The 17161-nt window shown below is 66.3% G+C and carries 11 protein-coding genes; 4 read left to right on the top strand and 7 right to left on the bottom strand.

The annotated features are described in order from the left end of the window. Window positions 1-49: 49 nt before the first annotated feature. Both BST13_RS22295 and BST13_RS22290 read right to left on the bottom strand, forming a co-directional pair. Window positions 50-1150 carry a catalase family protein gene (locus BST13_RS22295; protein ID WP_083166255.1) on the bottom strand — a complete coding sequence of 367 codons (1101 nt, stop codon included), beginning with the start codon at window positions 1148-1150 and terminating at the stop codon, window positions 50-52. Continuing rightward, the gene (locus BST13_RS22290; protein ID WP_083166198.1) at window positions 1147-2961 is read right to left on the bottom strand and encodes a peroxidase family protein; all 1815 of its coding nucleotides are present in this window, start codon (window positions 2959-2961) and stop codon (window positions 1147-1149) included. The genes BST13_RS22295 and BST13_RS22290 overlap by 4 nt, the downstream gene beginning before the upstream one ends. A gap of 424 nt (window positions 2962-3385) precedes the next feature. Here BST13_RS22290 and BST13_RS22285 point away from each other — a divergent pair, with 424 nt between their 5' ends. The 3 genes from BST13_RS22285 (at window position 3386) to BST13_RS22275 (ending at window position 9298) form a co-directional block, all read left to right on the top strand. After that, window positions 3386-5224 carry a S8 family peptidase gene (locus BST13_RS22285; RefSeq protein ID WP_083166197.1) on the top strand — a complete coding sequence of 613 codons (1839 nt, stop codon included), beginning with the start codon at window positions 3386-3388 and terminating at the stop codon, window positions 5222-5224. A gap of 18 nt (window positions 5225-5242) precedes the next feature. Further along, entirely contained in the window at window positions 5243-6610 is a 1368-nt protein-coding gene (locus BST13_RS22280; RefSeq protein WP_083166196.1) for an alpha/beta fold hydrolase, read from the top strand. A 231-nt stretch (window positions 6611-6841) separates the two neighbouring features. Continuing rightward, the gene (locus tag BST13_RS22275) at window positions 6842-9298 is read left to right on the top strand and encodes a hypothetical protein (RefSeq protein WP_083166195.1); all 2457 of its coding nucleotides are present in this window, start codon (window positions 6842-6844) and stop codon (window positions 9296-9298) included. A gap of 83 nt (window positions 9299-9381) precedes the next feature. Here BST13_RS22275 and BST13_RS22270 read toward each other — a convergent pair whose 3' ends face one another. The 5 genes from BST13_RS22270 to BST13_RS22250 all read right to left on the bottom strand — a co-directional run bounded on the left by BST13_RS22270 (window position 9382) and on the right by BST13_RS22250 (window position 16349). Further along, entirely contained in the window at window positions 9382-10656 is a 1275-nt protein-coding gene (locus BST13_RS22270; protein ID WP_083166194.1) for an HNH endonuclease signature motif containing protein, read from the bottom strand. Window positions 10657-10796: 140 nt separating this feature from the next. Further along, window positions 10797-12401: a bifunctional 3-(3-hydroxy-phenyl)propionate/3-hydroxycinnamic acid hydroxylase MhpA gene (mhpA, locus tag BST13_RS22265; protein ID WP_083166193.1), complete on the bottom strand. Its 1605-nt coding sequence runs from the start codon at window positions 12399-12401 to the stop codon at window positions 10797-10799. Beyond that, window positions 12398-14287, bottom strand: coding sequence for an acyl-CoA synthetase (locus tag BST13_RS22260; protein WP_083166192.1), 1890 nt, complete (start codon window positions 14285-14287; stop codon window positions 12398-12400). The genes mhpA and BST13_RS22260 overlap by 4 nt, the downstream gene beginning before the upstream one ends. Continuing rightward, complete coding sequence (locus BST13_RS22255; protein WP_083166191.1) at window positions 14284-15222, bottom strand: fumarylacetoacetate hydrolase family protein; 939 nt, start codon at window positions 15220-15222, stop codon at window positions 14284-14286. Before BST13_RS22255 ends, BST13_RS22260 begins: the two co-directional genes overlap by 4 nt. Then, window positions 15219-16349, bottom strand: coding sequence for a VOC family protein (locus tag BST13_RS22250; protein ID WP_083166190.1), 1131 nt, complete (start codon window positions 16347-16349; stop codon window positions 15219-15221). The genes BST13_RS22255 and BST13_RS22250 overlap by 4 nt, the downstream gene beginning before the upstream one ends. Before the next feature lie 105 nt (window positions 16350-16454). Between BST13_RS22250 and BST13_RS22245 the strand changes: the two genes are divergently transcribed. Then, the gene (locus tag BST13_RS22245) at window positions 16455-17093 is read left to right on the top strand and encodes a TetR/AcrR family transcriptional regulator (protein ID WP_083166189.1); all 639 of its coding nucleotides are present in this window, start codon (window positions 16455-16457) and stop codon (window positions 17091-17093) included. The last annotated feature ends 68 nt before the right edge of the window (window positions 17094-17161 follow it).

The raw sequence follows: 17161 nt of genomic DNA, 5'->3' as shown, positions 1-17161 counted from the left end.
TGTTGGCGCTGGGTCGCGGGCATGGGACCAAGGTTTCGGTGTTTGCGGATCAGGAATCCGGGAGTTGGGCGATGTCGGTCGGTTCCAGGCTGGGCGCCCGGTTCACCTCGTGCCGGTAGATCGAGGAGGCGTCGTACACATCCTTTTTCAGCCGGTTGATCGAGCCGAGGGGGCGGTGCGCGGCCAGGCCCCGCCACGAGTTGAACGACAGCACGTCGTCACCGAACGCGCGGCGTTGTGGACCGGCGGGGTTTTGGCGGCCGAAGACGATTTTCGCGACGGGGCGGTGCGGTGAGGCCTCCTCGGGCCAGGCCACCGTGGCATCCTCGATCGGCATGGTTTTCGTGTCGGTGCACAGCTGGACGCTGAGCTCGTATTCGGCGCTGTGGGTGGCCAGGAAATCCATGATCAGGTCGCGGTGCGCGTCCTGGCCGGCGTCTTTCGGAAGTAGCTGGTCCTCAAGCGCTTTCACGTCGTCCGAGAGCGGGGCGTAGCGCAGCTTCGCCACGTAGTCGCCGTAGCGGATCGGCGCCGAGGAGTAGAACGTCTCGCCGAGGATGGGCCGGTTCTCGGCCACGAACACCGCCACGTTGGCCGGAATCGGCACCCCGATCCGCTTGAGCCCGGCCAGGATGTCGCTGCCCACGGCCATCACACCGTCGGGCAGCCGGGCCAGCAGGGTCGCCGTCGGCATGCCCTTCACCAGATAGTCGTGGGCATCGGCGAACAGGAACTCCCGGTGGGTCACCATGATGAAGTCCTGGGTGGTGGCGTCGTCGCCGGCCCGGGCCCGCGGGCCCTGCACGCCAAGCACTTTGACGGCCAGGCCGCGGACGCCGCGCACCCGGTCGCTGCGCAGCACGCCCGACGTGGTCGACAACCGGGCGATCACCGGATATGTGCGCGGCTCGGCGAACAATCCCTGCGCCAGGGACGGCGGCAGGTCCGGGTACACGGTCAGCTCGCCGCGCAGGATCGCGTGGCTCTTGGCGTGTGCATCGCGCAACCCGTGCTTGAACTTCTTGTACGCCCGCACATTGTTCTTGTGCAGCGCTTCGACGATCTTGGCGATGTCCTCGGCCTCGTCGGGCCTGGGCTGTTCGAGATCGTCGCGGTACCGGACGAAAATCGACTCGTCGACAGCGGTCATCGTGGCGTGGCCTTTCTCGGCGATGCGGCGCCGGCCGGGTTCCATGGTGTGAACGGATTGCGCACGCCTTCGAGCGCAGGTTCGAGTTCGTGGTGGTGGCGCAGCAGCACACTGCGCATATCGTTGTCCCGGATCCAGTCCATCCCGACCTCGGTGTAGATCTCCTTGCGGAAACTGTCGGTGAAGAACCGGTCGCTTTCCAGCCGCCGCGACGCCATCAGGATGAACACCCGAAACGCGGTGTCGCTGAAGCCGAAACCGGGTGGCTTCGGCTCGGCGTAGAGGCCGATCATGAGGTCCACCGACTCGATGTCGTCGTAGACCTCCCGCAGCTCGGCCGCCAGGGTGGTCTCGCCGGTGAGCTCCTCGAAACTGGCCGCCGGCTTGAGCCGGAACAACCGTCGAAACTCGTTGTATCGCGGGACCCCTCGCTCCCGCGATCGAATGAGATCGATGGTGGCCAGATCGAGGAGCTCACCGTCTATGTGTTGCAGATGTTGCAGGTGGTGTGGATAGTTGTGCAGGTTGAGGGCACCGGGATTGGCGCGGCCGAACGAGTACAGCAGGTCGGTCATCGACGTCTCGGCGAGCCGGGCCCGGACGTTCTCGACGGTCAGGTCCGGCAGTTCGTGCACCGAGAGCACCCTGTCGTCGGTGGCCGAGCGAAAGGTGTAGGTGTCGGGGATCAACGGATGCATCCGGTACACCGCGACGAACTCTTCGGTGAGCGAGTAGGGGATGCCGTGGTGATTGGTGGGCGAACCGGGGATCCCGTGCAGCAGCACGCTGCTGCTCAACCTTCCGAACCGGCGCGCGAACCCTTCGCCGAGCAGCCCGAACCAGTTGGCCCGCATGGCCGCGACCGTGGTCGGGTGCGCGATGATCGCCGGCGTCCAGTCGACGGTGTGGATCTTGGCCATCAACGCGGCATTGACCAACCGGGCCTTGTCATAGAGCTGCTGCGGCGACAGCTGCGGGTAGGCCGCGGCAAGCCTGTCGCGGATCGCGTTGTGCTCGCGCATGAAAAGCGAATGCAGCAGCGCCAGCCCGACCCAGAAGTTGGCTGCGGTACCGGTCAGATCCACCGTGGCCTCTACATCCGGTGGCGGCAACCCGGCGTCGTCGATACGCAGTCGCCCGGTTTCGGGGCACCGCAGCGCGTTCGCGAATGCCGGTGTGGTGCCGTAGATCTGCGATGAGTCCCACCAATGGGTCTCCTGCGTGGTGAACGTGGCGGGGCCGGCCGGGTCGGGATGGGGGTCCGGCGTGGTCCGGTCGACCCGCATGGGCCGCTGCGGCCACGGGTCATCGTCGGCCAGCGGCACCACCCACGGCTGCGTGGTGACGGTGCCGTGGCTGAACCAGTCGTGCACCTCGAACTGGATCCACGCGGCGGCCAGCACGTTGAGTGTGGTTGCGGGTTGAAACTCGGTCCGCGCCAACAGCGTGCGGCTGATCAGCCGCGGGTTGGGCTCCAGCAGGCGCGTCGCGCTCTCCGGATACTGATGGGTGGGCGGGACATTGCGCCCGAACCGGCAGCCCAACGCTCCCATCTGGGGGCTGCCGAGATCGTTGTGCCTGCCGTTGCGTGTGCGGGCGACGAGATAAGCAGACGGGCCGTCATCGCCCGGATCGGGTACCGGGCCGGCGTCGAAGAGGTTCTGGGTGCGCAACTGGTGGCGCAACCCGATGAGCACACCGAGGCCCAGCACCGTTGGCAGCCGGAACCAGCCGACGGTCTGATCCACCCGCTGGGCGAACCGGGCGGCGATGGTGGCCAACCAGTTCGGGCGTCTAGCCGTGGTCACCATATTCCGTCTCCCCATCCGCGCACGCCAGGAATGTTGCCGTAGCAACCGGGGAAAGGCACGAGTAGTGCGCTACTCGAACCGGGCCAGTCGCCAGTGGCACTGCGCGACTACTTGCGTGAGCAATGGGGTAGTGCTGTTCGAACTGGAGTAGTGCGCCACTCGTGTCAGACATATCCGCCGGGTCGTACGTTTCCTGGTATCGGCAACAGAACTTGCTGAGGGGAGTATCGGAGATGTCCGAGATGTCTGTGACCTCGACCGACCGAGAATCGGCTCGATCATGATGGCGTGGCTCGCCGCACTGCCGGTGTTGCTGTTGATCACCGCGGCGCTCGGCGTGTACGACCTGCAGCGCTGGCTTGAGCGCTGGGACCACGACCGGCACCTGTCGGATTGAGACCGGTGCGATGCCAGAGGTAACGCGGTGACCACAGCCGACGATCTATGGCCCGACCGGGTGCATTGCGCGCTCGGCCACCTGGACTCGCTCGAGATGCCGGCCGACCCGCAGCACATCCGCGAGGCGGTGGCCGCCCGCTTCGCCTCCCGATTCACCGCGCAGGACCGGCCCTGCGTCGACGGAAGCCCGCGGTGGCACGGGGAAGTCGACCGGGCCGTCGACCAGCTCCTGGGGGCCGGGGTCGTCGCGCCGACCGCCCAGGCCGTGCAGTTGACCGCTACGGGTCGGGACGGCGTCGACGATGCCTGCGCGTCGGCGTTGGCCACCGACGAACGGGCGCTTCCGGCCGCATCCGCGACGCCTTCCGCCGGACCGGGCCGCGACGCACTACTCGCCGGGGTGATCACGCCGCCGCTGCGGGCGAAGTTCGTCCTCCCTCCCGGCGGGGACGCCGCCGCGGCACGGGATGCGTTGTGGCCGGTGATGATCGAGCTGAACCTGCGGTACGCCGACGGCACGGCCGCGGCGATCCGACGGGTCCGCGACCTGTGGCGGCTGGTCGACGGTGCGGGCGTGCCGGTGCCTGTCGCCGGGCAGTACCTGGTGGGAGACCTGACCACCGGACAGATCGAGGGGTTGGTGTCCGCCGACGCGGTGCCACAGCGCTGGCCGGCGCGGGCCGTCTACCGGATCTGGCCCGACTTCGACACCCACCCACTCATCGACGCGTCGTCCTCCACCATCAAGGCCATCCCCGCGCAGCGCGCGTTCGACAGCTTCGGCGACGGAATCGTGTGGGCAGTGGTCGATTCCGGCATCGCGGCCGACCACCCGCACTTCATCGGGCATCAGACCCTGTCCGATCCTGCGGTGGCCGACCTGCACCGCGACTTCACCGCCGGTGAGCAGGTGGCCTCCGCCCTGATCGACGACGACGGGCACGGCACGCACGTCGCCGGGATCATCGCCGGCGGCCTGGTGGGTTTCAAGCCCGAGGACGTCTACGTCGCCGAGAAACGCTTCAACGTCGGGTCGCCGGAGGGTGACGACCCGATCCTGCAGCAGCGCACGGTGACCGACGTGAGCAAGCTCGCCGGGATGGCCCCGCGGGCAAAGCTGGTGAGCCTCAAGGTCCTCGGCCCAGGCGATCAGACGTCGCGCGTCAGTCGCGTGATGCGCGCGCTGGATTACGTCCGCGACGTGAACGCGCAGAGCGAGCGGATGCCGCGCATCCACGGCGTCAATCTCAGCCTGGGCTACGAATTCGCCGCCGAGTGGTTCGCCTGCGGCCAGAGTCCGCTGTGCCTTGAGGTCGACAAGACCGTGCGCTCGGGCGTCGTGGTCGTGGTGGCGTCAGGCAACACCGGTTACGTGTCGTTGAACCCGCTCTTCGCCAGTGACGTCACCAAGTTCAGCGCCGACATGACGATCAACGATCCGGGCAACGCTGAACGGGCGATCACCGTCGGGGCGACGCATCGCGATGCCCCGCACACCTACGGTGTTTCGTACTTCTCGTCCAAGGGGCCTACCGGCGACGGACGCCGCAAGCCGGATCTGGTGGCGCCGGGGGAGCGGATCACCTCGGCCGCCGCGGGCAAGAACCGGATCAGCGTCCAGCAGCAGACCGAGGCGCCGATCGCCGACGGGGTGGCGCTGTATGTCGAGGCCACCGGCACCAGCATGGCGGCCCCGCACGTGTCCGGCGCCATCGCGGCGTTCCTGTCGGTCCAGCGCGAACTCATCGGCAAGCCCGAGGACATCAAACGCATTTTCGTCGAATCCGCGACCTCACTCGGCCGCGATCCGGCCTTCGAGGGCAGCGGTCTGGTCGATCTGCTGCGCGCACTGCAATCGGTATGAGGTGAAAGGAAAAAACCCATGGGCAACATCGACAGCATCGACGGCAGGCCGCTGTTTCGACTGGTGTTCGACGCCGACGGTGACATCGATCCGGCGACGTCGGCCGCGCTGACCGACGGCATCCGGGAGAGTGCGCTCACCGACCTGGTGATCTTCTCGCACGGCTGGAACAACGACGAGTCCGCGGCGACATCACTCTACGAGCGGTGGTTCAAACTGCTTGCGCAACAACTGGATCCGTCGTACACCGTCGGGTTCGTCGGGCTCCGGTGGCCATCGCAGCTGTGGCGCGACGAGCCGATCCCCGACTTCGCCGATGAGCAGACCGACGATGCCGCAGACGCCGTCGCGCTCGCGCAGGCCCCGACCTTCCCCGCCGGGCCGCCAACGCTCGACGCTGCCCAACTCGCCGATCTCAAGGAGATGTTCCCGGGCGGGAGCGCGGATCTCGATGTGATCGCCGGCCTGCTTGCCCAGCCGCCGACCGCGACGGGGGCCACCCAGATGTTCGCGGCGCTACGCGCGTTCAACGCGCACACCGACACCGGATTCAGCGACGGCGAGGCGGATCCGGCCGCGACGCTGCTGCCCCCGGGTACACCCGGAATGCTGGACCCGCAACGCAATCCCGTCGACGTGTTCACGAAGTTCGGTGACCGGCTCGCCGACGCGGGCGCCACGTTCGGCGATGGCGGCGGCGGCGCGGCCGGCCTCGGCGGTCTCGCCGAGAAGGTATGGCAGGGCGCGAAGGAAGCGCTGCGGCAGCTCAGTTACTGGCAGATGAAGAACCGCGCGGGCGTGGTCGGCCGCAACGGGCTCGGCCCGGCCGTCGACCGGTTGGCCGACGAGTACCCAGCGTTGCGGTTCCATCTCGTCGGGCACAGCTTCGGTGGCCGCCTGGTGTCCTACGCTCTGGCCGGGATGCGGGACCGCAAGCCCTCGCCGGTGAAGGCAGTCACGCTCATGGAGGCGGCGTACTCACGGTTCGCCTTCGCCGATCGGCTGCCGTTCCGGCAGGCTTCCGGCGCTCTTGCCGGCTGCCAGAACCGCGTCGACGGGCCCGTGGCGATCTGCTTCTCCCGCTACGACCGTGCGTTGAGCACCTTTTACCCGCTCGCCTCGGCTGCTGCCGGGGACGACGCGGCGGGGTTGGACGATCCGCTGTTCCGCTGGCGGGCCATGGGATCGCTGGGCGCCTACCGCGCGGTGACGCAGCCACTCGGCGATGACGGAGTGCCGTACCGGTTCCAGCCGCGTCAGCTTTTCAACCTGGACGCCTCGGCCGTCGTGAACGCCGACGCCGGGCCATCGGGCGCGCACAGCGACATCTTCCATTCCGAACTCAGCTGGGTGACCGCATCCGCGGGCGGCTTGAACAAGCCGTGAATCACTGGGTGTGATCCGACCTCGCCGTAGGTCCGAAGGGGCAGTCATTGGTCGTTGTCCTTGCGGGGTATCCGTCGCCCTCAACACAATGAGGAGGCGCCGTCGTAGGGAGTGGGCGATATGTCCGTATCAAGGGCACGACCCGAGCCTCAGCGCAGTCACGATCGGCCTCGCCAGTCGCACACCCCGCTGTCCGCAATCAGGAGCGACGTCGCACCCAAGGTCAACGCCGTGGACGCTCCCGCCCTCGTCGCCCTCCAACGTCTCGCCGGAAATCAGGCTGTCCTCACGCTGCCTCATCTGCAGCGCCTCGCACTCGTTGACGGTCCGCCGCTCGCGCCCGGTAATTATCGCTACGGCAACGACATCGTCAGCGTCGAAGCGAAAGCGATGAGCAAACTGCTGACCGATATGGCAGCACACAACGGACTCGTGGACGAGCGCAAATGGCAGGCGGAGTTCGTCGCAGATATGAAGGGCACGCCCGGCGGCAACGTCCACAAATACGAGGACACGACGAAGGGCCAGACAGTCAGCGTCGAGCCGACGATGGCCACGAACGCCGAGCAGGGTCAGCGGGGGGTCGACGAAGGCGTGGCGTTGGCGCAGAAGCAGTTTCAGCAGGACCTGTTGGGGACGGTCAGCAGCATGCTCGACTCCAGCGAGAGTCGTCTCCTCGCTGAGGGCAAGCGATATGGATTTCCCAATCAGGAATCGATCCTCAACCCCACTCCGATGAGTGCCGGCCAAGCCGCGATCTTCGCGTCGATGCCGTGGAGCGAAGAGATCCGCGGGATGATGCGGGCCGCGAAGACTCTCGTCGACGGCAAGCAGAAATTGAAGAAGGCCAGGGACGCGAATGCCAAGATGGGGCCGTTTCTCGGTGAGATGGTCCGGCCGACGACGCTGGAACCCGCGGTCAAGGAGTATCACGCGTTGCGGCAGAAGCAGTGCAGCGATTACCCGATCCTGGCGTCGTTCGAACGCGACGATACGAAGCTCGGCGAGCTCGCGTCCAACGCGGAGTTCGCGCAGCCCGGTTCGGCCGGTCACGCTGCCACGACGGCGCTGATGGACGCACAGGAGAAGATCCGGCACGACATCGCCGACAAGTTGGCGAACATCGCGTACGTCAAGAGCAACATGAACGACGACGACAAGATCAAGAAGTTCTGGACCAACCCCTCGCTGCGTGACGGCACGAAGCGGAAGATGGCGATCGGCGCCGGTACGTTGCCAAGCGCCGCGATCGACGACAAGATCCGGGGTATCAACGAGGACGCCGAGTTCGACGGCAAGCTCAAGACGGCCATCGGCACGGGACTTCTGCTGGCCTCACTCATCCCGGGTGTCGGACTCGTCGCAGGCGGTATCGGCATGGCAATGGCTGCGGTCGACGTCTACGGCGCGTTCCAGGACTTCTACTGGGAGGAAGCGGCATCGGGTACCGCGATGGACAAGGCCGAGGCGATATCCCAGACCGATCCGTCGCTGTTCTCCTTGGGGGCCGCGCTCGCCTTCGGCCTGCTCGAAGGGGTCGCGGAGGTCAAGGCTCTCGAGGGTGCGATCGCCGTGTTCAAGGTTGTCGGCGCCGCCTACAAGGAGGCGCGTGCCGCTGCGGCCATCGCCAAGGTGGCCAGGGGCGCGGGAGCAGCCGAAGTGCTTGCGGCACAGAAGAAATTGCACCTCGCGGTGGAATCGGCAAGTGAGAAGCCAGGATTGGGCGCACAGATCGTCGCGACCGCGATGGGCGACGCCGAATCCATGGCCACCGATCTCCGGGCCGCACTCGACAAGATCAAGGACCCGGCACTCAAGGACCTCATCATCAACGCCAGCCGGGACAAGCCGAACGAGGTCAGCCTGGCCGACCTGGCCGTCGCAGATCCGGAAAAACTCCAGGCCGACTACGAGACCTGGAAGAAAGCCTCCCGCGACAAGGACAACCCCGATCGGGGCAAACGCTTCGACGACTGGTTGCGCGACAAGGCGACTCCCGAACAGCCCGGAACCATCACCGATCCGGCCGGACTGGTCGAATACGGTCTCGACAACGCCGGCGCCAAACGGAGTTTCGAAGCGATGATCAGCGACGACCCGTCGCGTGAGGCAGCGATCTTCCGCGATACGGCCACCGGCGAATGTGTCGCAGTTCAAGGTGGGCATTCGTTTGTCGAAGGTCGGTCGTGGCAGATGCTCAAGGAGAACTTCCGCAACGGTGACCCCGCTGAGTGGCACCTGGAGATCCACTACCACCCGAACCGGGGGCTCGCTTTCGATCGTCTGCCCTCGATGGCCGACTTCGATCTCGTCACCGGCGACACCCTTGCCCTGCGATCTCGAACTCCGGTCAAGTCCGCGATTGCCTGGCAGGACCCGGTCTCGAAAATCCGGTTCGAAACCGAATATGGCTTCGTCCCGGGCGCCGACCGTCCGTTCTGGACCCGCTATCGGGTCGACGACGGAACCATGCGCGTCGCGAGTTTCAAAGACCCACCCTGGACCGGTCCCGGCGCCGCGGAGTATCAGCAGTTTCTGTACAACAAGGCGGTTCTCGATCCCGCGACCCCAGTGCCGGGTGGGAACGTCATGCCGGTGCCCGGGCCGTTGCCGCCCCAGCCGCCGCTCCCGGCTCCGCCCGGAGCCGAGCCGAACCGGCTGCGGCCGCCGCCCAAGCCGACTCGCTAGCTGTCACCGGTCTCGACGGCCGGGAACGCACGCAGACAGCCTGGTGGACAGCGTGATTCGGCCCGTCACCGGCCGGCTTGTGTCTAGTTGGGCGATGGTGGTGGCTCGGGTTGGAAGGGGGTGTACCACCACCAGTCGGCGCGTTCACCGGTCGGCCCCCGATAGGGCGGGACATTCGGTGGTGGTGTGGTCGGTGGCCGGGCCAGCGAACCCCGGTGGAGTTCGCGGCCGGTGGCGTCGGTGACCCTGAGTTGGTCAGCGGGGCCGGTGATGGTGATCCCACCTTTGTGATGCAACCGATGATGAAAAGGGCAAAGCAACACCATGTTGTCGAGGTCGGTGGGGCCACCGTCCTCCCAATGGACGATGTGGTGGGCGTGTAGGCCGCGGGTGGCTCCGCAGCCGGGGACTGCGCAGCAGCGGTCGCGGTGCTCCAGGGCGCGGCGCAGCCGGCGGTTGACGGTGCGGGCGCTACGCCCCGCGCCGATGGGTTGCCCATAGCGTTCGAACCACACCTCGCACGTCGCATCGCAGGTCAGGTAGCGCCGCTCCTCATCAGTGAGCACGGGGCCCAGGTGCAATGCGGCGACGGGTTTCTCGCCATCCTTCGCGAGGTCGACGTGGACGACGACGGTGGTGTGTTGCCCGTGCGGGCGGGCCGCCACATCGGCATCCCACCCCGCTTCGACCAGGCCCATGAACGCATCGACCGTGTTGGGGAAGGGCGGTGCTTGCTCGGAGACGCCCTCGGCGTTCTCGTGGTCGCGTTTCCACGCCGCGATCTGTGCGTCGTGGTGTGACTGCAGGCCGGCGTCGAGTTTCGCCGCCTCCAACCGGGGGAGCACGATCTGATACGTCGTGTAGTCGTCGTGGACCTCTTTGCGGAACGACCGCTTCGGTTCGGCTTCCGGGTCAGGTTCGGCCGCCGGTTCGGGGCGCGGTTCCAGCTTGACCGCGGTGCGTAATTGGGTGACCGTGGCCACCGCGGCCAGTTCGGCGTAGTGCGCATCGGAACCATCAGCGGCGTGCTCGGCGATCACCCCGACCTGATCCAGCGACAATCGGCCTTCCCTCAGGCCCTCGACGCAGAGGGGGAATTCCTCGGCCCGCCGTGCCACCGCGACGATCGTCTCGGCATTGTTGGGTGTCATACCGGTTTTCCACGCCACCAATGCCTTGATGGACCGGGCACCGGTGGCGCCGCACAATTCGTCGCGTTCCAGTTCGGCGACGATGTCGACGATGCGTCCGTCGATGGCGTTGCGCTGCCCGACCAGCTCGGCCACCTCCTCCAACAACTCCTCCAACCGCTGCGCGGGACTCACCGCATCAGCGTCGAAAGGTATTGCCGAAGACATGAAACCATTATTGCAGCGGGGTACGACAAGTTGCCTCGGCCCGAAACCGTTCGCGCGCAACCTGATCGAGCGACAAGCCCCGCCGTTGACTCTGCGGTGAGGGCGTTGGTTTCTCGCGTTTTCGCGCCGTGAACGCAGAGTCAGCGTGCTGCCGAGTTGGTGTTGCTCGTCAGCTCCAACCCGGACATGGCCGCGCAGAGTTTCCCCACGTCGCGGCCGGAGCGCATCACCGTGCGATCGGGCCTGACGATGGCCGCGGTGGCATGGCCGCGGCGCAGCCACCGCTCCAACTCGCCGCCGGGTGCAGTGACGTGAACGACAGTGCCGTGCTCTTCGAGCATGCTGCGCTGAAACGCCAGAGGTTGAGTCGTCGTTATCAGCGCGAAGCCGTTGCCCAGCACTGTGTCCAGGCGCCGTCCGTCGGCAAGCACCGGGTTGGGGCACAGGGTTCCGGCGAGGTGGCGGGGTGTCCGGCTCCTGATGACCAATGCTGACTCGTGCAGCCGCGGGGTGGTGCCGTTGGTGAGCTTGTCGCGAAGGCCGGGTATCCACCGCAGCCGAGGTGCGACTGTGCGCCGCACCATGTTTCCGACATGACCACCGGCGGTCATTGCCCACCCCATGGCCAATGCCAAGCCGATCATGCTGCGCGCATGGGGTTTCCGTTCCTGTTCGTAGGTGTCCAGCACGGTGGCGGGCAGGCCCTCGTTGATCACGCCGGCGACTTTCCACGCCAGGTTCATCGCGTCGCGCAAGCCTGCTCCCATGCCCTGCCCGATGAAGGGCGGTGTGAGGTGGGCGGCGTCGCCGAGGATGAACACGTTGCGGTCCCGCCATCTGTCGGCGATCTGCGCGCGAAAGGTGTATTCGGTGACGCGCACGAGGTCGAGCTCGTCGTCGGCGACATCGCCGATCCAGGGGGCGACGAGGGGCCGAAGGGTTGCCATCGTGCTGAAGTCGGCTGCGGTTTCCGACGGCAGCAGCCGAAATTCCCAGCGGTAGCGGTTGGGCCCGATCCGCATGTACGTCGCAGCCCGAATGGGATCGCATACCTGGTGCACACCATCCCACTGATCGAGCTCGGCCTCGGTGATCACATCGGCCACCAGCCAGCGCTGCTCGAAACGCAGGTCGTCCATGGCTGCACCGATGGAGGCTCGCACGATGCTGTTGGCCCCGTCGCAACCCAGCACGTAGCCGGCTTCGACGACGTGTTCCGTGCCGGTGGCACGGTCGGAGTACGTCACCCGCACGCGGTCCGGCTCGTGCTGGGTGACGGCAGTGACCTCGGAATTGCCGCGCAGCTGCACATTTGGGCGCTTGGCCAGGTTGGCGCGCAGCAGCTGTTCCAGTTCGGGTTGGTCGAACATGTTGGCCTGAGGGAAGCCATGCCGACTGCGGGCGGGGTCGCGGTCGAACTGTGCCAGCGTGTGGTGATTCTGGTCGAGCAGCCGCAAGCCGAGCGCCGGTCGGGATATCGCGGCGAACTGTTCGGCCACGCCGAGGCGGGCGAGGATGCGATGAATCTCGTCATCGAGGTGCACCGCCCGGGGCTGGGGATAGACCGATTCCCATCGGTCCAGAACCAGTGTCGGCACGCAGTAGTCGGCGAGCAACGTCGCGGCGGTGACACCGGTCGGTCCCGCTCCGACGACGACGACGGGCACGAATTTCGTTGGAGAGCTCGGTATAGTGACGCGCACAACCGATTTGATCGTCGACGATGTCGCAGAGGAATCTGTCATGGTCGTTCCTTGATGTCCCACGCGAGCGCGTAGCGACCCAGGACCGCGGCAACGGCGCCGGTGTCGGCGTCGGCGTCGACGACCACCGTCGTCACGATGGCGCCGTAGTCGACGGTCGCCTCGACCTCGGCGACGCCGAGTACCGAGGTCAGCGCGTCACGGATTGCGCTGCGGGTGGCATCGGCGCGCAGCGCGGGCTTGTAGGGCTTGCCGACCGCGGTTACCGGGATGGTGTCGATGACGATCACCGATTTCGGCGCGGCTGCACTCTCGCTGACGTGCTCAACTGCCCACTGCCGCAATGATTCCGGAGTCGCGGTAGCGTCGCGGCAAAGTGTCACGTAGGCCACCGGCACCTCGCCGGCATGGACGTCGGGACGTCCCACTGCTGCGGCGCCCGTGACGTCGGGGTGGGCCAGGAGGGCGTCTTCGATCGTTGCCGGGTCGATGTTGTGCCCGCCACGGATGATGAGGTCTTTGGCCCGGCCGGTCAGATGGACGAAGCCGTCGCCGTCAACCCAGGCGAGGTCGCCGGTATCCAACCAGCCGTCGTTCAGTTTTCCGAGCCCGTCGAGCACATAGCCGTTGACGGTTCGGGCGGTGACGTATCCGGGGAAAACGGTGGGCCCGCTGATGGCAAGGTTTCCCACCTCGCCGGTCGGCAGGTCGTGCCATTGGCCGTCGTCATCGATCCTGACTGTCTTGACCTGCTGGTAGGGGAACCGCTGGCCCACCGCGCCGGGGCGCGGGTGGTCGGGAAAACTGCGCACGCTGGCGCAGGTTCCTTCGGTCAGTCCGTAGCCTTCGAGCAGGGGCACCCCGGTGCGTGATTCGAAATCGGTACGAACCGCCGCGGGCAGTGCTGCGGCACCCACCAGCGCGTAGCGCAGGCTCGAGATGTCGGCGTCCACGGGGCATTGCGACAGCACGGCATAGACGGTCGGCACCGCACTCATGGCGCTGATGCCATGGTGTGCAACGATTTTCCAGAAGTTCGCGTACAGCGCCGGGTCCCGGTATCCGAGCGGGCCGGCCCACACCGCGTGCTGGCCGCGCAGCATCGGCGCGAGCAATGTGACCACCAGCGCGTTCACGTGGAACAGCGGCAAGCCCGCGAAGAACACGGAGTTCTCGTCAAGCATGGTGTTGGCGGCGATCATCCAGGCGTCGGTGACCTCGTTGGCATGGGTATGGGCGGCCGGTTTCGGCTTGCCGGTTGTTCCGCCGGTGTGGAACAGGGCGGCCAGGTCCGTGGCCGCCGGGGCTTCACCGTCGAAGACCGAACCGCCATCTCCGGGCCGGAAGTCACTGAAGTAGCGCACTGTTGCGCCCTCGATCACCGGAGCGGTCGCCGACGCATCGTGGCCTCCGGTGGGGCGCAGCAGGAGAACGGTGTCGATCACCCCTGCGGCCACCAGGTGCTCGGCGGCGCGCCAGCTTGCCTCGTCCAGTTCGGGACCGGCGGCCACCAGTGTCCGTGCCCCCGAGCGTTCGACCAGATGGGCGATGTGGTCGCTTGACAGTGCGCCATTGACGGGCGCCGCGATGCCCGCCAGTTGTGCGGCCAGCATGGCCGTGATCAGCTCATCACAGTTCGGACTGATCAGTGCCACTGGGGTGTGTCTCTGAACGCCCTTCTGGCGCAACATATTCGCGGCTCGGTGCGCATCTGCCAACAGTTCGCTGTACGTCCGCGTGTTTGCCTGCTGCCATCGATCGGCAGCGGGCATGACGGTGACCGCGGGGCGGTCGGGCCACAGGGTGGCTGCCCGCTGCAGCACCGCATATGTCGTGTTCGGCAGGCCCCGGTCGGCCAGCGGAATGCGCTCGATGTCGTCGAGGTCGCCCGGTGTGGCATAGCGCGGCCACAGCAGGTCCGCGTTCATACGTACCTCACCGAGGTGCGCTGGGTGCCGAGGTCGATGGCGCCGTCGTCGGTCGCCACCGACAGTTCGACGACATCCCCGTGCTGCAGGTACTTGGGATTGCCGGCTTGGCGCCGGAAGAACGCCTTCCATTTGACCGCCGGTGGCAGAAGCGATCCGATGATCTCGACAGGTTTGGGCGGCGCGCTCAAGGCCGTGCCCACAGGAGTGCCGGTCAAGACGAGGTCACCGGGATTCAGGTGCTGGAACCGGGCCAAGGACTGTAGTGCCTGCAGGGGTTTGTAGATCATGTCGCCATCAACCAGCATGTCTTGGCGAGCTTCGCCATTGACCCGCAGGCTCAGTCGCAGATCGCCGAAGCGCTTGAGTTCGTCGGCCGTCAACAACACCAGCGCGGGACCAACCGGTGTGAACGTCGGGTACGACTTGGCTTCGTAGAACTGCGTTTGGGGCAGCTGGATATCCCGGGCGGAGACATCGTTGGTGACGACCAGGCCGGCGACGTAGTCCGCGAGGTTCGACTCGGTGACCTCGGTGCCGACGGGAATCTCCTGTCCGATGACCAGACCGATCTCCACCTCGTAGTCGAGGAACTTGACGTGCTGCGGTTTGACGATGTCGTCGAACGGCCCGCTGATGGAACCGGAAGTTTTGCGAAAGAAGGTGAGCGGGATGGTCTTTGGGTCCATACCGGCGTCTGTGACATGCGAGGCGAAGTTGGTCATCTGGGCGACCACTCGGCAGGGCACGGTCACGGGGGAGACCAGATCGAGGCTGTCGACCGGCACCGTGGTGGTGTCGGAGGCGGCGGCCTCGATGGCGGCGCGGTCGGCCAGCAGTGCGCCGGTCGTGGTGGCGTCGGTGGCGATCTTGGCGGCACCGGTGGCGGTGTGCACCCACCAGGCGTCGGCGGTGCGCAGAACGGAGATGGTCATGAGTTCGCTACTTTCAGCAGGCCGATGAGGCGGTTGATATCGAATTCGTTGTCGCCTCGCAGGGCTGCGAAGATCGACTGTGCTTCGTGCGGTAGGGATTTCGGATTTGTGCCGAGGAAGTCCTTGCTCGCGGGTGGTCCCCATTGGGCCAGGCCGGAAGCGGTGAACGGGGCCCAACCCGGTTCAAGAGTCGAGTCGAACAGGTCGCCATCGGTGAAGTGCTCGACCATGAAGCCATCCGGATCTCGCCAGTAGTCGAAGAGCTGACTGCCCTGGATGTGACGCCCGATTCCCCAGGACCGGAAATAGCCTCGCTCCGTGAGGTATTCGCCGCCGGCGGCCAGCGCGTCCAGATCGCATACCTGATAGGCCGAGTGCACGTAACGGTTCTGCGGACCCAGGGCCAGCGCCAGCGTGTGGTGATCGGCGGGCGTCGAACCTCGGTCGCATCGAATGAAGCTCATGGTCGGTCCCCGGCTGCGCTGGCCCGGGAAATAGAGGAAGTCGCTGACGATCATGCCGAGGGTGTCGAGATACCAATTCAGCGTCTCAAGGTATTTCGTCGACTGCATGACGAGGTGACCGAGCCGTTGCACCGTGGTCGGCTCGCGACGTGGGCGTTGGGTGGCGTTGATGCGGTGAATCTCGTGTCCGATGTTGTAGCGGTGCGGAGTCTGCGACGGCAACGCGTCCAGGGAGTGCATTCCAGCCACCACGTGCACTGGCACACCGCTCGGGTCGGTCAGATCGACTGCCATGCCGCCGATGGCCGCGGGCAGCGCCCGGGTCGGTGCACCGGTCGCGGTGGCCAGTCGCAGCAGGTCCGCTTCGTCGGCAGCGGCGAACGCGACTCCCAGGAACCTGCTTCGGCTGCCGCGGCGCACGATCACGCACGGCGCGGTCGAATCGCTGCCGCGCAGATGTAACTCCTCGGCGGTTCGTAGCGAGGTGGCGAAACCAAACGCGAGGGCGAACGCCTCGGCCCGCTGAAGGTCCGGTTTCTCGAATTCCAGCCAGGCGATATCCGCCACCTTGATGACGGGGTTGCGGGAGCGCCCGCAGTGCTCGCCTTTCAGGGCGCCCTGCTCGCTGTGGAGCTCGTTATGTGCGCCGACCAGGTCGTTCATGCCTGACCCCTTTCGTTCTGACGAAATCGTCACATACGACGTGATGCTCAGTCAAGAGTTTCTGACGAAATCATCAAAACTGATAGTTGCTGCTATCCTGAGCCGGTGAGCGCATTGCAGGATGAGCCGGTCAACCGCCTGGAACGGCGCAAACAGCGCACCCGCGCGGCGCTGATCCAGGCGGCGCAGGCGCTGATCGCCGAGGGCAGACTCAACGTTCCGGTCCTGGAAATCACACAGGCGGCAGACGTCGGAATGGGCTCGTTCTACAACCACTTCGACAGCAAGGAAGCGCTGTTCGAGGCTGCCGTGGCCGATGTGCTCGACAGCCACGGAGCGCTGCTCGATCAACTCACCGCGGCGATCGACGACCCGGCGGAAAAATTTGCCTGCAGCTTTCGGATGACCGGTCGACTGTTTCGGCGCCGCCCGCAGGAGAGCCAGATCCTGCTCGTCAATGGCCTCAGTCTCATGGCTTCGGACCGAGGCCTCGGCCCACGCGCATTGCGCGACATCACGGCTGCCGTCGCCGCCGGCCGATTCACCGTTGGCGATCCCAAATTGGCCATGGCTGTCGCTGGCGGGGCGCTCCTCGGGCTCGGCCAGCTCCTGCAACAAGAGCCCGAGCGCGACGACGTGGCTGCGGCAGATCGGGTCACCGAAGACGTCTTACGACTGTTCGGACTGCCTGCCGAGGAAGCACATCAGATCTGTCAGCGGCCACTTCCTGGTCTTGAATTCTGACGAGTTGGGATAAGGCTGCCCACCCACCCGCCGGCCGGAATACGGCGCCGGTGTCGGATCTGATGATC

The organism is Mycobacterium aquaticum, from assembly GCF_002086485.1.
In the GTDB taxonomy this organism is placed as follows: Bacteria; Actinomycetota; Actinomycetes; order Mycobacteriales; family Mycobacteriaceae; genus Mycobacterium; species Mycobacterium aquaticum.
The sequence above is the reverse complement of the archived record's forward strand: the minus strand, read 5'-3'. Positions and strand labels throughout refer to the sequence as shown.

Excerpts from the sequence above, each read along its gene's own strand:
- BST13_RS22295 (WP_083166255.1), bottom strand. The coding sequence starts at position 1,150 with ATGACCGCTGTCGACGAGTCGATTTTCGTCCGGTACCGCGACGATCTC.
- BST13_RS22290 (WP_083166198.1), bottom strand. The coding sequence starts at position 2,961 with ATGGTGACCACGGCTAGACGCCCGAACTGGTTGGCCACCATCGCCGCC.
- BST13_RS22280 (WP_083166196.1), top strand. The coding sequence starts at position 5,243 with ATGGGCAACATCGACAGCATCGACGGCAGGCCGCTGTTTCGACTGGTG.
- BST13_RS22270 (WP_083166194.1), bottom strand. The coding sequence starts at position 10,656 with ATGTCTTCGGCAATACCTTTCGACGCTGATGCGGTGAGTCCCGCGCAG.
- mhpA (WP_083166193.1), bottom strand. The coding sequence starts at position 12,401 with ATGACAGATTCCTCTGCGACATCGTCGACGATCAAATCGGTTGTGCGC.
- BST13_RS22260 (WP_083166192.1), bottom strand. The coding sequence starts at position 14,287 with ATGAACGCGGACCTGCTGTGGCCGCGCTATGCCACACCGGGCGACCTC.
- BST13_RS22255 (WP_083166191.1), bottom strand. The coding sequence starts at position 15,222 with ATGACCATCTCCGTTCTGCGCACCGCCGACGCCTGGTGGGTGCACACC.
- BST13_RS22250 (WP_083166190.1), bottom strand. The coding sequence starts at position 16,349 with ATGAACGACCTGGTCGGCGCACATAACGAGCTCCACAGCGAGCAGGGC.